At 62.6% G+C, this 14,852-nt stretch carries 12 protein-coding genes and 1 riboswitch; of the genes, 8 read left to right on the top strand and 4 right to left on the bottom strand.

What is annotated here, in order from left to right:
• Window positions 1–480 precede the first annotated feature (480 nt).
• Genes CNQ84_RS05480 through CNQ84_RS05465 form a run of 4 tightly spaced genes read left to right on the top strand, consistent with a single transcriptional unit; the run spans window position 481 to window position 2,918 of the window.
• Window positions 481–1,368 (top strand): MotA/TolQ/ExbB proton channel family protein, encoded by an 888-nt coding sequence (locus CNQ84_RS05480; protein ID WP_202974575.1) that lies wholly within the window; start codon window positions 481–483, stop codon window positions 1,366–1,368.
• Window positions 1,358–1,753, top strand: coding sequence for an ExbD/TolR family protein (locus tag CNQ84_RS05475; protein ID WP_096003901.1), 396 nt, complete (start codon window positions 1,358–1,360; stop codon window positions 1,751–1,753). The genes CNQ84_RS05480 and CNQ84_RS05475 overlap by 11 nt, the downstream gene beginning before the upstream one ends.
• Window positions 1,750–2,178 carry an ExbD/TolR family protein gene (locus tag CNQ84_RS05470; protein WP_096003900.1) on the top strand — a complete coding sequence of 143 codons (429 nt, stop codon included), beginning with the start codon at window positions 1,750–1,752 and terminating at the stop codon, window positions 2,176–2,178. The genes CNQ84_RS05475 and CNQ84_RS05470 overlap by 4 nt, the downstream gene beginning before the upstream one ends.
• A complete protein-coding gene (locus CNQ84_RS05465) occupies window positions 2,175–2,918 on the top strand; it encodes an energy transducer TonB (RefSeq protein WP_096003899.1) in 744 nt (247 codons plus the stop codon). The genes CNQ84_RS05470 and CNQ84_RS05465 overlap by 4 nt, the downstream gene beginning before the upstream one ends.
• Window positions 2,919–2,979: 61 nt before the next feature.
• Here the strand turns inward: CNQ84_RS05465 and CNQ84_RS05460 are convergent, their stop codons facing one another.
• The 4 genes from CNQ84_RS05460 to CNQ84_RS05445 all read right to left on the bottom strand — a co-directional run bounded on the left by CNQ84_RS05460 (window position 2,980) and on the right by CNQ84_RS05445 (window position 7,595).
• Window positions 2,980–3,846 (bottom strand): ABC transporter ATP-binding protein, encoded by an 867-nt coding sequence (locus tag CNQ84_RS05460; protein ID WP_328587536.1) that lies wholly within the window; start codon window positions 3,844–3,846, stop codon window positions 2,980–2,982.
• A gap of 15 nt (window positions 3,847–3,861) precedes the next feature.
• Window positions 3,862–4,881, bottom strand: coding sequence for an ABC transporter permease (locus CNQ84_RS05455; RefSeq protein WP_096003898.1), 1,020 nt, complete (start codon window positions 4,879–4,881; stop codon window positions 3,862–3,864).
• A gap of 65 nt (window positions 4,882–4,946) precedes the next feature.
• Window positions 4,947–6,329 (bottom strand): CmpA/NrtA family ABC transporter substrate-binding protein, encoded by a 1,383-nt coding sequence (locus tag CNQ84_RS05450; protein WP_096003897.1) that lies wholly within the window; start codon window positions 6,327–6,329, stop codon window positions 4,947–4,949.
• 39 nt (window positions 6,330–6,368) lie between these two features.
• A complete protein-coding gene (locus tag CNQ84_RS05445; protein WP_165771229.1) occupies window positions 6,369–7,595 on the bottom strand; it encodes an alginate export family protein in 1,227 nt (408 codons plus the stop codon).
• Between the two features lie 438 nt (window positions 7,596–8,033).
• On the opposite strand from CNQ84_RS05445, the gene CNQ84_RS05440 reads away from it, so the two are divergent.
• The 4 genes from CNQ84_RS05440 (at window position 8,034) to CNQ84_RS05425 (ending at window position 14,850) form a co-directional block, all read left to right on the top strand.
• Window positions 8,034–11,816 (top strand): DUF1631 family protein, encoded by a 3,783-nt coding sequence (locus CNQ84_RS05440; RefSeq protein WP_096003895.1) that lies wholly within the window; start codon window positions 8,034–8,036, stop codon window positions 11,814–11,816.
• Between the two features lie 189 nt (window positions 11,817–12,005).
• Window positions 12,006–12,106: riboswitch (guanidine-I (ykkC/yxkD leader) on the top strand.
• 53 nt (window positions 12,107–12,159) lie between these two features.
• A complete protein-coding gene (locus CNQ84_RS05435; protein WP_096003894.1) occupies window positions 12,160–13,203 on the top strand; it encodes a putative urea ABC transporter substrate-binding protein in 1,044 nt (347 codons plus the stop codon).
• Window positions 13,204–13,249: 46 nt separating this feature from the next.
• Complete coding sequence (locus CNQ84_RS05430; protein WP_096003893.1) at window positions 13,250–14,068, top strand: ABC transporter permease; 819 nt, start codon at window positions 13,250–13,252, stop codon at window positions 14,066–14,068.
• Complete coding sequence (locus CNQ84_RS05425; RefSeq protein WP_096003892.1) at window positions 14,068–14,850, top strand: ABC transporter ATP-binding protein; 783 nt, start codon at window positions 14,068–14,070, stop codon at window positions 14,848–14,850. The genes CNQ84_RS05430 and CNQ84_RS05425 overlap by 1 nt, the downstream gene beginning before the upstream one ends.
• Window positions 14,851–14,852: the final 2 nt, after the last annotated feature.

Genomic DNA, 14,852 nt, shown 5'->3' with positions numbered 1-14,852 from the left:
TGCGAACGTCTGATCAGTATCCCCACTTTGGTTCGCCTACTTCCCAAGGCGTGCGCCGAAAGCAATAAGTCTGTCTATAAAAGGCAGTCTTGCTGTCTCGTCGTCAGTACTTGAGCCGTATGGATCGTGCCAGCCTCAACGTTCGGAGCGAACCTTAAAACCAAGCGATCCGGCGGTCAATAGGGAGGCACTGATTAATTCCGCATGCCCTCTGGCGTTCAGGCTGGGCTGCAATCAAGGCGTGATTTCGAAGGCATGTCGGGACCTGTCGAGAAATCACAACGCAGAGTGCGGCCCAGCTTGAGCACTCGCAGAGGGCATGTGCAATTGATCAGTGCCTCCCTGGGGGCGTTAATTTCTCTGTTGACTCCGTTGGTCAGATCAAATTCCCTCGATTGGCAACATCCGGTCACAAGCACTTGCACCAAGAAATGAGAACCCATATCATTTGCGCCTTAATTTTCCCTCTTGGAGGCCATTGTGACCACCGAAGCCGCCGCTCCAGACGCAACCGAAACCACCTCCACCACCCCTGAGACCACGGCGACGGACGCTTCCGGTACCCCGGTAGACGCGGCAACCCAAGGTACTCCGGGCGCTGAGGGCTCCCTGCCCGGCGGTGATCTGACCGGTGCCACCGATGCTCTGACCGGTGCCCCCCTGGACCCCAGTATGGCCGCTGCAGTTGACAATGCCGAGACAGCCCGCTCGCTGGCCGAAACCCTGCAGGACTGGCTGGTCGTCGGTGGTCCGGTGGTCTGGATTCTGCTGGGTATGTCGGTGGTCGCCCTGACCATCCTGTTGATCAAGCTGTGGCAATTCTACCTACCCGCTCCCGAGGGCACCCGCGCGGTCCGTCGCAGCCTGGCGCTCTGGCACCAGGGCCATACAGACGATGCTATCGCACAACTGAACACCCGCCAGACCGTCCCCTCGGTGCTGCTGCTGGCCATGCGCGGCAAGCGCAACGGCACCGACCTGGCCCTGCTGCGTGAAGAGCTGGAACGCGTTGCTACCTTCCGTCTGAACCAGCTGAAAATGCTGCTGCGCCCGCTGGAAGTCATCGCCAACCTGGCTCCGCTGCTGGGTCTGCTGGGTACCGTACTGGGCATGATCGTCGCGTTCCAGAACATGGAAGCAGCCGGTAGCCGTGTTGACCCCTCGGTTCTGTCTGGCGGTATCTGGCAGGCGCTGCTGACCACGGCAGTGGGTCTGGCCGTGGCGATTCCGACCGTTGCCGTACACAGCTGGCTTGAGCGCCGCGTTGAGCGTGTTGCGGCCAGCATCAACGACGCGGTCACCCAGGTCTTTACCCACCAGCCCAAGGCGCAGTCCAGCGCGAGCGGGAAGGTGGTCAATGCAGCTTGAGGCCTTTCCGGGCAAGAAGCGACGCGGCATCAGCCTGACACCCTTGATTGATGTGGTGTTCATTCTGCTGCTGTTCTTCATGCTCTCGTCCAACTTCATGCACTGGCGGCAGATTTCCCTGTCCTCGGCGAACCAGACCGAGAACAAGCCCGATGAGATTGAAATCGTGCGGGTGGAGTCTGACGCCGGCCGCGTGACCCATGATGGCAAGACCTACCAGCTGACTGACCTGGACGGTCTGCGCACTTTGGTGGCAGCAGCACCTGAAGCGGTCTACGCCGTTGAGGCAGCGCCCGAGGTCAAGACCCAGACTCTGGTGAGCCTGCTGGATCAGCTGCATCGTGCCGGTGCCCAGAAGGTATCCATGACCGGAGTATTGCCGTGAAGCTGGTTGCCGAAAACACCCACCGCAAGGATAACGGTGACGATGCGCTGATCCCGCTGATCAACATCGTGTTTCTGATGCTGATCTTCTTTATGGTCGCCGGTCAGATCAGCAAGTCAGACGCTGCGTTCGTTTCTCCGCCCGAGTCCATCAGCGAAGCCTATGTCGATGACGAGGCGCTGCAGATCCTGCTCGATGCCGACAAGCAGCTGTGGCTGAACGATGAGCAGATCGCCCTGGAGGATCTGGACGCGCCGCTGATCGCCGCCTTCGAACAGGTCGAGAACCCGGACAGCTTCAGCCTGGCCATCAAGGCTGACGGTGACGTTCCCGTCGAAGCCCTGCAGGCACTGATGCAGCGTATCAAGGCCGCCGGCTTCCGCCGTATCACCCTGCTGACGCAGCCCGGTGAGGAACAGCCATGATTCGTCCTCAACACTGGTTGATCGCCTTGGCGATTGCCCTGGCCGTGCACCTGGGAGTCTTCGCGTATATTGCCTTCAACCCGCCAGCCGCTACAGCGGCCGCCGAGGGTGTGCTGGGCGTGGAGATCGACCTGGGTATGCTCGGCGATCTCGGTGAGGCCGAAGAAACCGAGCAGCCGGAAGAAGTCGCGCCGCCCAAGCCGACACCGCCACCGCCGCCGCCCCCACCGCCGCCACCGGAGCCACCGCGCCAACAGGCCCAGGCGCAGGTGCGTGAAAAGCCCAAGCCCAAGCCGGAGCCGCCGCGTGAGGAGGACCCGGAACCGGCACCCGAGCAACCCTCGACCAACGAAGCTGTCGAGCCTGGGCAGTCGGACAATCGCGCGCAGCTGAGCCGTTCCAGCGGTGTGGGTAGTGCGACCACCACCGGCGGAGCCGGCGGCGCCTCGACCGACTACAAGTCAAAGATCGCCGCCCAGCTGGCGCGCCACAAGCGATATCCGCAGGCCTCGCGCCGGCGCCGTGAAGAGGGCGTTGCCACGCTGAGCTTTGTCATCCATCGCGATGGCAGCGTAACCGGTGCAGAAATCAAGCGCAGCTCGGGCTACGCCCGACTGGACCGCGCCGTTATCCAGATGTTGGAGAAGGCATCGCCCTTCCCGCCGTTCCCGGATGACATGCTGGAGCAACAACTGGCGCTGACCATTCCGGTCAACTTCGAAGTGGTCAACGGGCGCTAACCCTGAGGCAACAACGACAAAGGGCCCACACAGGGCCCTTTGTCGTTTCAGGTGGTGCAGATTACTCCACCGGGCGCCGCTGACGCTCGTACAGAAAACTCAGCACCTGCGAGCGGAAGTGGTTGTAGCGCTCGTCACTGGCCAGCGCCAGCCGGTCCCGCGGCCGCGCCAGGTCCACCTCCAGCACCTCTCCCACAGTCGCCGCCGGCCCGTTGGTCATCATCACGATCTTGTCTGACAGCAGCACCGCTTCGTCGACATCGTGGGTCACCATGATCACCGTGTTGTTCAGATCGGCCTGAATCTCCATGACCGAGTCCTGCAAGTGCGCTCGGGTCAGCGCGTCCAGCGCCCCGAAGGGCTCATCCATGAGCAGCACTGAGGGCTCCATTGCCAACGCCCTTGCTATCCCTACCCGTTGCTTCATCCCGCCGGAAATCTCGGCGGGATACTTGTGCATGGCGTGATCCATGTGCACCAGTTTGAGGTTGTGCTCGATCCACTCGCGCATCTCCCGCTTGTTCTTGCGGCCCTTGAACACGGTCTTTACTGCCAGTTCCACGTTCTGATAGCAGGTCAGCCAAGGCAACAATGCGTGGTTCTGAAATACCACCGCGCGTTCTGGTCCCGGCTGATTCACCTCGCGGCCATTGAGAATGGCGCCGCCTTCGGTGGCCTGATACAGGCCGGCGACAATGTTCAGCACCGTCGATTTGCCGCAACCGGAGTGCCCGATGATGGAAACAAACTCGCCTTTGGCGATCTTCAGGCTGACGTTGTTGAGGGCGCGAAACGGTCCCTTGCGCGTCGGAAAGTCGATAGATACGCCGGACAGATCAAGGAAGGCGCGCGGGCGGCTCGGTGCTTCACCGGCGGTCTCGGCCGGCAACTCGTGCAGGTGTTCTTTACGCATGGCGATAACAGACATGGGATTCTCTCCTGATCAATGGCCCGCGGGCTTCTGGTGGGACAGCAGGCTCTGCAGCGTGACCATCAGCCAGTCGAGCAGAAAACCGATGATGCCGATCGTGATGACTGCCACCATGATGCGGCCGAGGGAGTCGGAGCTGCCGTTCTGGAACTCATCCCAGACGAACTTGCCCAGGCCCGGGTTCTGCGCCAGCATCTCGGCGGCAATCAGCACCATCCAGCCCACCCCGAGCGACAGACGCAGGCCGGTGAAGATCATCGGCAGCGCCGCCGGAATGGCGATCTTGAAGACCTGGGTGCGCCAGTTCAGACGAATCACGCGGCCAACGTTGATCCAGTCCTTGTCGATGGAGGCCACCGCCACGGCGGTGTTGATCAGCGTCGGCCAGAGGGAGCAGAGGGTCACAGTGACCGCCGAGGTAATAAACGACTTCTGAAACAGCGGGTCGTCGGAGATATACACGGCGCTGACCACCATAGTGACAATCGGCAACCAGGCCAGCGGCGACACCGGCTTGAATATCTGCACCAGCGGACTGATGGCGCCGTAGAGTTTCGGGCTGAGACCGCAGGCAACACCCACCGGGATAGCGATCAGACTGGCCAGCACAAACCCGGTAAACACGGTCAGCAGGCTGGTGCCGATCTGGTCGAAAAAGGTCGGCTTGCCGGTGTAATCGCGCCACTTGATCTCGGCATCGGGGTTGCGCTCCAGCTTGGCTGCGTTGCGCTCCTCCTGGCGCTGATAGAAGGCGTCGGCCTTCTCCCGTTGTGCCTGATGCTCATCGTAGAGATTGACCGCCTGGTGCCACACCGCCGCCGGGCCGGGTAGCACGCCCAGGCTGGTCTTGACCTGAGAGGCGCCAACCGACCAGACCAGCAGGAACACCAGCACGGCGATCAGCGGCAAACCGACCTTGGTAAAGAGTTCACTGGCCTGCTCGCGGGCATCCTCACCACGACATAGCCGCACCACGGGCACGGCCCAGTTCAGGCCAGCGGTTTCCAGATAGTTGATCAGCTTGTTGCTCATAGCCTTTTACCTCCGCCATCACGGGATGGATGTCCCGGCCGCCAGGGCCAGGACGCTGTTGGGGGTTACAGTTGGGTATCGCCCTTGAGGCCAATCTCGAACTGCTGCAGATAGGCGTTGGGCTGGCTGCCGTCGTAGGTCACGCCATCGATAAATTCACTGGTCGCCGGCTTGAAGCCGGTCTCGCTGGCAAAGTCGGGGAAGGCCTCTGCCGGCAATGTGCCCTCGTCGATCAGTTCCTGCGCCGCCTGGGCGTAGATGTCCGGGCGGTAGACCTTCTTGGCGACATCCATGTACCAGCTGTCCGGCTGCGCCTGACCGATCTGCCCCCAGCGACGCATCTGGGTCAGATACCAGATGGCGTCGGAGTAGTAGGGATAGGTCGCGTTGTAGCGGAAGAACACGTTGAAGTCGGGCACTTCGCGCACGTCACCTTTCTCGTACTCGAAGGTGCCGGTCATCGAGTTGGCGATCACCTCGGCATCGGCGCCCACGTAAGCCGGCTGCGAGAGGATCTCTACCGCCTCGCCACGATTGGCGTTGTTGTCCGCGTCCAGCCAGGCGGCTGCGCGGATCAGTGCCTTGACCACGGCAATATGGGTGTTGGGGTTTTCATCCGCCCAGGCCTGGCTGACGCCGAATACCTTCTCGGGGTTGTTCTTCCATATCTCGTAGTCGGTGATCACCGGCACGCCAATGCCCTTGAACACCGCCTGCTGATTCCACGGCTCGCCCACGCAGTAGCCATAAATGGTGCCGGCCTCCAGCGTGGCCGGCATCTGCGGCGGCGGGGTAACCGAGAGCAGCGCCTGGGCGTCGATCTGCCCCGACGTATCGCCCTTGTGCGGAGCGTAATAGCCCGGGTGAATGCCGCCCGCCGCCAACCAGTAGCGCAGCTCGTAGTTGTGGGTGGACACCGGGAATACCATGCCCATGTTGAACGGCTTGCCGTCCGCGCGGTACTGCTCGATCACCGGCTTGAGTGCCGCGGCGCTGATCGGGTGCTGCGGCTTGCCGTCCGCATCCAGCGGGATGTGTTTTTTCATCTCCTGCCAGACGTCGTTGGACACGGTAATCCCGTTGCCGTTGAGGTCCATCGAGAAGGCGGTGATGATGTCGGCCTGGGTGCCAAAGCCAATGGTCGCGCCCAGCGGCTGGCCGGCCAGCATGTGCGCCCCATCCAGCTGGCCGTCGATTACCCGGTCCAGCAGCACCTTCCAGTTGGCCTGGGCTTCGAGAGTGACATACAGCCCTTCGTCCTCGAAAAAGCCCTTCTCGTAGGCAATCGCCAGCGGTGCCATGTCGGTCAGTTTGATAAAGCCGAACTTCAGGTCTTCCTTCTCCAGATCCTCAACCGCCTGCACCGAGGTCGAGAGCAGACTGCCGAGACCCAGCGACACAGCGAGCGACAGGGTGGCAACAAGGGATTTGCGCTTAAACGTGTTCATGGTTGTGCTCCGTTAAACAGTGATCAAAGGCATCGCGGCTCAGAAGGCGACCTGCGCCATCAGCCAGAACTTGTCGGTATCGGTGGCAAAGTCGTCGGCGTTGTAGCTGGCGTACTTGGCCAGCAGCGTCACGTCGCCAAAGCTACGAGCGGCCTGCAGATCCACTTCGCTGCCGTAATCGGCGCTGCCACGGTCGGCGGAAAAATCGTGATAGCGAGCGCTCAGTTTGAAGTCGGCGAGGCTGCCATCCAGGCGCAGGTAGCGGTCCTCAAGGCCGTCTGCTGGTGTAGCAAGAAACTTGTCCGCCCAGCCGTTGAAGGCGTGACCGGTGGCCAGCGGCGTGCTGAAGGCCGAGTCGTCGGCGCCCAGCAGCTCATAGCCGCCGGTCAGCTGCCAGCCGCCCCGTTTCAGGCCCAGCTCACCGAGCCAGTAGTCGGCACCGATGTTGGCGCCGTCGGCGTAATCACTCTGGCGCGCATATTCCAGCGCGTAACTCAGGCTCAGGCCTGAGACAACGGCCGGCGCACCCGTCAGGCGCACACCCAACGTCTTGTTGGAGGCCGCTGGCGCGTCCTGCAGATCGAGGAAGTAGCCGTAACCCACCAGGCGCGCCGAGGCAAAGCCGTCATAGGCCAGATTGACAAAGTGTGCACGGGTATCCAGATCGCCGTTGGGCGAGTCTTCGCCAAAGATACGGTTGACGTTGTAGACGTAGGCGTAATTGAGCGTGGTGTGACTCAGGCTGCTATTGCTCAGGCTGAAACCGTCGTAAGTCTGCTCGTTCTGACGCCAGCCGACGTTACCGATAAAACGCGCGTTGTCGTAGATGAGGCGCTGGCGACCAAACTTCAGGGTGGTGGCATCAAGACCGGTGTAGCTCAACCAGGCCTGATTGAGCTCGGTGCCGTCCGGGTCAGCAACAACCGGATACTGGGTCTTGGCGCTCGGCAGGCCGGTGGCGTTATTGTAGCGCTCGCTGCCGATCACGGTAACGTCGTCCGCCTCGACAAAGGCGCCAAAGCCGCGATACGCCGCAGTCGCAAAATTGATTCGGGTGCGCAGTGTCGATGCTCCGGCACTCTTGTCGATGCCGTCCTGATCCACGTACTCATAGCGATAGCGCAGATCCAGCCCCGCCTTGCCGCCGGTTACCGCCTCACTGATGGAGCTGACCTCGGCCTGGGCCAGGCCGCCGCCCAGCGCCAGCGCAACGCCCATCAGCAAGGCTGCGGTTGTCTGCGCGCCCCACTCGTTCTGTCTCTGCATCTCCGCCCCTCCCCGAAAAAAGCACAAAAAAAAGCGCCCACCGCCATGGCTGCTGCACGCAGACATGTGGGTGGACGCCTTTGTCCGAAAACCTGTGATCGCGGCCCGCCGTTGGGCTCGCTGACGCAAGACCCAAAGCAAGCCCTGTGCCAGTTCTTTCAAGTCATTGTTTTTATTTGCAACGCGTGCTGCCAACCAGCCAATCGCCAGCGGAGGAAGAGTAACCACGGTGCAAGCGGCCCGGCACACGCACCGAAGGCGGGCAGACTTTTGGCTGGCCAGCCCTTAGACTGACAGAGTCTGTGCGGCGCACCTTTTTTTGCCAAGGCGAGACGCAACAGGCATTGAGCCGTTATTCTATTCACAGGGCCAACAACGCGAAGGCGACAACGCCCCGAACACGACATACGGCATGCGCGGTCATCTCGAGCCAGGACCATGGAACTACGCAAAGAGCCACGTCACGCCTGTGCAGTAGAGGCAGTGCTGGCAATCACGGATAGCGACACACACCGCTGCATCATCAGTGAGTACAGCCGCAACGGGCTGCGCCTGACCTTTGCTCCAACCGAGGCCACGCGTGTGCTGCGTCATCTGTCACTGCGTCCCGGCTTGCACGGCACCGCTACGGTCAGCTTCCAGCAGGGCCGCCAGCCGCTGCATCTACCTGTCACCCTGATGCACATCGGCGAGCACTACGTGGGCCTCAGCCTGCGTCACCCGGACCCGGCGATCTATCACGTGCTGCAACACCTGACCGCCGCGCAGGCCGCCCAGCAGGATGACCACGGCGCCTCCCCAGGCGCGTTGCAAGGTCGTCAGCCGATGTTGTCACCACGGCAGAAGCAGCACCTCATGCAGGCGGCCTGCAGCCGCATTCATCAATATCTGCACCAGCACTATTCCGGGTTCTGCCACCAGCTTGATCACGCCCTGCTCGCGGCGGCCGACAAGGAGCTGACCAATGAGGCGCAACAGCACTTCCTGATTGCCCAGCGCGCCTTTCGTCAGCAGCGTCAGAGTATCTTCACGGCGCTGAGTCGCAGCCTGGTCACCCATGCTCTGGCACTCAGCCGGGGCGAGATACCCGAGGCCCCTGCCGACCCGCAACAGAACGCGCCCTTGGCGCTGGTGACCAAGAACGACTTTGAAGACTGGTTGCTGGTGCGGGTGATCATCTCGCGCTTTGAGCTACGCCTGCGCAACGAGTTGATCGAGCTGCAGATTCGAATCGACGCAGCCTTTGGCCGGCCCGGCGGCAAGCGCAATACCAACCCCTTTTCACCGGCAGCGCTGTGCAACGGATTCTTCGACCAAATTCGTCACCTGGAGCTGGGCAACCCGCAGCTTGAAGTCGTCTACGGCGTATTGCAGCAGACCGTTCTTGGAGGGCTGGAGCCACTCTACCGGCAGTTGAACCAGCTGTTTATCGACGCCGACATCCTGCCCGGTATCGACGTGACCCGCTATCTGGCCGATCAGGCGCGGCCCGCCGCCGCTGCCCAGCCCGATACACCCCAGACAGCACAGCCGGCGACTGCCGAGCAAACGCCCAGGACGCAGCCCGAGGCTGCTGCGCCTGCGCGCCGCAGCAATAATGCGGCCACAGCGTACGGCACCGCCAGCCAGCTGATGGCCCTGCACCGTCAGGCCCAGGGCCAGCGCGCCGGCGCCAGCAACTCGCCTGAGCAGCAGCAGGCAACGCTGGCGCAACTGGCCGAGCTGCAGCAGGAGCTCATGGCCAACGGCGACCGTCTGCAGCGCAGCGGCGGTCTACGCCAATTGCTGCAACAGGCCAAGGGGCTGGGCAAGTTACTGTCAGAGCAGGAGCAGGACGCCGCCGATACGGTAGAAAGCCTGTTCGACAACATCATGCAGGGCGAGCGCATCGACGGTGAGCTGGCCGATGCCTTTCGCAAACTGCAGGTGCCGTTGTTGCGCAGCCTGCTGGACAACCCCGACCTGTTTGCCGAAGACAGCCATCCGGCGCGGCAGGCACTGAACCATATCGCGCTGCTGGCCGACCGGGGCAGCAGCAACCTTGCGGCCAACACACCGGTCATTCTCGAGGCCATCAACGGCATCCTCGGCGACAGCTCCAGCAACGCCGGCTTCACCCAGGGCATGGCGCAACTCGACCAACTGGTAACCCGCGAGAAGCGCCTGATCGAGCGCAACCTGCTGCGGCTGCGCCAGAGCTGCGACGGCAAACAGCGGCTACGCCATGCCAATCGGCAGATCCATCAGGAGCTGAGCCGCATTTTGTCCAAGCCGGTACCGCAGGCGGTGCCCGACCTGCTGGAGCACGGCTGGCGCAGCCTGCTGCTACTGAGCTACCTGCGTGAAGGCGTAGCCAGCCGCAGCTGGTCGATGACCCTGCAGGTCATTGAGCAACTCGCGGCCAATCGCGATCCGCAATATCTGACTGCGCTGGAACGGGTGCTGGACGACGCCGAGCTGTTGCAGGTGGTGGAAAAGGGACTGGCGAAAATCCCTACGCTGCATTTCAGCCCGCAACAACAACTCAAGCAGGTCGCCAGCCTGCTGGCCTGCGACCCGGCCGGCGTGCCACTGGTCAGCGTCGAGGTGCCGCCGCTGCTGGCCGATGACCAGCCGCCGGCCGCCAACCCCACCCCGGCGCTGCAACGCTGGATACGTCGTGCCCGCGCTCTGCGCAGCAATCAGTGGTTCCAGTACAGCCAGGAGGGGCAACCCGACACCCTGCTGCAGCTGGTCTGGATAGCCGACGATTACGGCCTGTTCGTGTTTGCCAACCACCAGGGCACCCGCAGCCTGGATCTGGGGCAGAAGCAGATCGCCATGGCCCTGCGCGACGGCCGCCTGAGCCTGCTCAGCGAAGCGGCAATGCCCGCCGTAGAGCAAGGCCTGGATGCGCTAGTGCAGAAAGTCTATGACAAGCTGGCGTTCGACTCCTGCCATGACCCGCTCACCGGCTTTCTTAACCGCAAGGCCTTCTGCCGCGCCCTGGCACAGCAGATCGCCTCACCGGCGCCCGATGAGGAGTCCAGTCATTGCAGCCTGGTGTTCATCGACATTCTGCAATTCAAGGTGATCAACAACGCCTGCGGCTACGACGCCGGCGATCAGTTCCTCAACGAGCTATCACGGCGACTTGCCAACTTCCTGCCCCCGGGCACGCTGATTGGCCGGCTCGGGGCTGACCAGTTTGCCCTGCTGCTGGACGAAGAAGTGGAAACCCAGGGCTACGCCAGCGCCCGCCAGCTCAAGGCGGTGATTGAGGAAGCGCGCTTTCATTACGAAGAGCACAGCTTTGTCATTACCAGTGCCCTGGCCGTCGCCGGTATCGCCCGCGGCAGCAATCAGGCCATGGAGCGCCTGCGCTCGGTCGAGGCCGCCGCCAGTCTGTCCAAGAAGAAAGGCTACAAGGACGTGCTCATGGTGCGCCCCGGCGACCGTCAGCTCGAGGCCCTGGATCAGGTCATGGTCTGGGTCACCCGCATCAATCGCGCTCTGGACAACGACAACCTGGCCCTGCGCTGTCAGCAGATCACCCCGATTGGCGGCAACAAGAGCCTGCCCCACTACGAGATACTGCTCAGCGTGCTGGATGAACAGGGCGAGGCCATGCCTCCCGCCGAGTTCATCAAGGTGGCCGAAGAGTACAACCGCATGGCGGCTGTGGACCGCTGGGTGATCGAGCACGTGCTGCTGTGGATGCATGAAAATCCCGAGCAGTTACCGCTGTTTGGCGGTTTCTCCGTCAACCTGTCGGGCCAGAGCCTGAACGACGACACCTTTCTGGACTTCATCTTCGACGCCATGGTCCGCTACCCGGTGCCCCGCGAGAAGCTGGTGTTCGAGATCACCGAGACGGTGGCCATCACCAACCTGGACGATGCCGCCGACTTTATTCGCGAGATGCGTGGCATTGGCTGTCGCTTTTCGCTGGACGACTTTGGCGTCGGCCAGTCCTCCTACTCCTACCTCAAGCAGCTGCCGGTCGACTTTATCAAGATCGACGGCAACTTCGTGCGCGATATCAACAACAGCGACGTCGACTTCGCACTGGTCAAATCCATCACCGAGATGGGGCATTACCTGCGCAAGAAGGTCATCGCCGAATACGTCGGCAACCAGGCCACCCTCAACACGGTGACCGAGCTGGGCGTGGACTATGCCCAGGGTTACCTGTTCGGCCAACCGCTGATGCTTGAAACGCTCGACCTGCGCCCTCGCTAACCGCCGCTACGCGCACCAAAGCAGACCACCCCTACCACCCGAACCGCACCATACCAGTGCGCACCACCTTCGACCGGCCACCAGGCGCCGACCGTCAGACCGCGTCACTGCGGCCTTCTGCGCTCTTGGTCTGCAAATTGCTTTGCAACAGGTGTTCGCACTCCGTACCACTGCGCAACACACAATTTGCAAATAGAGCGCTAGGGTTCCGACCGCAATCGCGGTGACTGGTCCGAGAGCACTCGACCTTTCAGACAAAGGTTACACGGCGGGATAAAAGCCCGGGAGACGATTGGCAACACTGCCAGGAGTGCTCCACGTGACATTGATTGAGAGGTTTGTGATGAAACGATTTTCCGCCCTGCTGCTCAGCTCCCTGCTGCTATCCACCACCGCCCAGGCACAAGACAGTTTCAAGGTCTGCTGGTCGATCTACGCCGGCTGGATGCCCTGGGCCTACGGCGGCGAAAGCGGCATCGTCAAGAAATGGGCCGACAAGTACGACATCAACATTGAGGTCGTGCAGATCAACGATTACATCGAGTCCATCAACCAGTACACCGTGGGCGAGTTCGACGCCTGCACCATGACCAACATGGACGCGCTGACCATTCCGGCCGCTGGCGGCGTCGACAGCACCGCACTGATCGTCGGCGACTTCTCCAACGGCAACGACGGCATCGTGCTCAAGGGTGAAAGCGAGCTGGCCGCCATCGAGGGTCAGAACGTCAATCTGGTCGAGCTGAGCGTGTCCCACTATCTGCTGGCCCGCGCACTGGACTCGGTAGGTCTCAGCGAAGCCGACGTGCAGGTGGTCAACACCTCGGACGCCGACATGGTCGCGATCTACGGCACCGACGACGTCACCTCGGTCGCGACCTGGAACCCGCTGCTGAACGAAATCAGCCAGCAACCCAGCAGCACCGTGGTGTTCAACTCGGCGCAGATTCCGGGCGAGATCATCGACCTGCTGGTGATCAACACCGATACCCTCAGCGCGCACCCTGAACTGGGCAAGGCCCTGACCGGCGCCTGGTACGACATCATGGCGACCATGAGCAGCGACAGCGAGCAGGGTGTCGCCGCCCGCAGCTACATGGCAGAAGCCTCCGGCACCGATCTGGCCGGTTACGAAGCCCAGCTCGCCGCGACCAAGATGTTCTATACACCGGCCGCCGCACTGGAGCTGACCAACAGTGCGCAGCTCAAGCAAACCATGCAGTACGTCGCCGAGTTCTCCTTCGACCACGGCCTGCTGGGTGACGGCGCACCGGATGCCGGTTTCATCGGCGTGCAGATGCCCGCCGGCGACTACGGCGACAGCGGCAACCTGAAGCTGCGCTTTGACCCGACCTACATGCAGATGGCTGCCGACGGCGCGCTCTGAGCCCTGAAACACACCGGGCGCGGCTGCGCGCCCCAGCGGGATGCATATGAAGCGACTGATCAACCTCACTCCGCCACCAGCCAGCAAACTGTTCCTCGGCTTGCTGCCGTTCGCCCTGCTGCTCCTGCTCTACGTAGTGGCCTCGGACGCGCGGCTGGCCGAGAACGCCAACGACAAGCTGCTGCCCGCCTTCAGCCAGATGGGTGAGGCCATCGACCGCATGGCCCTGGAGCCGAGCAAGCGCACCGGCGAATACCTGTTCTGGCAGGACACCGCCAGCAGCCTCAAGCGCCTCGCGCTGGGCGTGCTGATCGCCGCCGCCATCGGCCTGGCGCTGGGGCTGTTTACCGGCGCGCTGCCGCTGGTACACGCCGGGGTCAGCCCGCTGCTGACGGTGGTGTCGCTGATACCGCCGCTGGCGATTCTGCCGGTGCTGTTCATTCTGTTCGGCCTCGGTGAAGCCTCCAAGGTGATCCTGATCGCCATCGGTATCACCCCGTTCATCGCCCGCGACCTTCAGCGCCGCACCCAGGAAATCCCCAGCGAGCAACTGGTCAAGGCGCAGACTCTGGGCGCCAACACCAGCCAGATCATGGTCCGCGTGCTGCTGCCGCAACTGATGCCGAAACTGATCGACGCCGTGCGTCTGTCGCTGGGCGCGGGCTGGCTGTTCCTGATCGCCGCCGAGGCCATCGCCGCCACCGACGGTCTGGGTTATCGCATCTTCCTGGTCAGGCGCTACATGTCGATGGACGTGATCCTGCCGTATGTCGCCTGGATCACCCTGCTGGCCTTCCTCTTCGACTGGCTGCTGGCGACCCTGTCGCGCCGCCTGTTCCCGTGGAACGCCCAAGGAGCCCACTGATGATTGAAGTCAAGAACGTCGGCAAGCGCTACGGCGACAACGTGGTACTGGAGCGCCTGAATATCAACGTGAAGGAAGGCGAGTTCGTCACCCTGGTCGGCGCCTCCGGCTGCGGCAAGAGCACCTTTTTGAAAATGCTGCTGGGCACCGAGTCGCCCACCAGCGGCGAGCTGCTGCTCGACGGCAAGCCGATTGCCTCCGAACCCGGCCCGGATCGCGGCATCGTGTTTCAGCAGTACTCGGTGTTCCCGCACATGACCGTGCTGGAGAACGTCATGGCGGCGGTCGGCTTTGCCCAACGCGGGCTGACCGGTTACCTGTTCGGCAGCAAGCGCAAGCAGGCCCGGCAAGACGCCGAAGCCATCCTCACCGAAGTCGGCCTTGGCCACGCGCTGAAGAAGTACCCGCATGAGCTGTCTGGCGGCATGAAACAGCGTCTGGCGATTGCTCAGGCTCTGCTCGGCAAGCCGCGCATTCTGCTGCTGGACGAGCCCTTCGGCGCACTCGACCCGGGCATCCGCGCCGACATGCACGAGCTGGTGCTGCGGTTGTGGCAGGAGCATAAGCTGACCATCTTCATGGTCACCCACGACATCAAGGAAGGCTTTCACCTCGGCACCCGCCTGTGGGTGTTCGACAAGCTGCGCCACGACCCGCACGCACCGCAAGCCTACGGCGCCACCATCACCTATGACCTGCCGATCGACCACCGCGCCCGGCAGCCGGCGCCGCAAACCACCGCACAAACCATTGCCCCGCTGCTGGCCGAAGCCGCCAGCTGAGC

This window comes from Pseudomonas abyssi (genome assembly GCF_002307495.1).
Taxonomy (GTDB): Bacteria; Pseudomonadota; Gammaproteobacteria; order Pseudomonadales; family Pseudomonadaceae; genus Halopseudomonas; species Halopseudomonas abyssi.
This window is presented reverse-complemented; position numbering and strand designations above follow the sequence as displayed.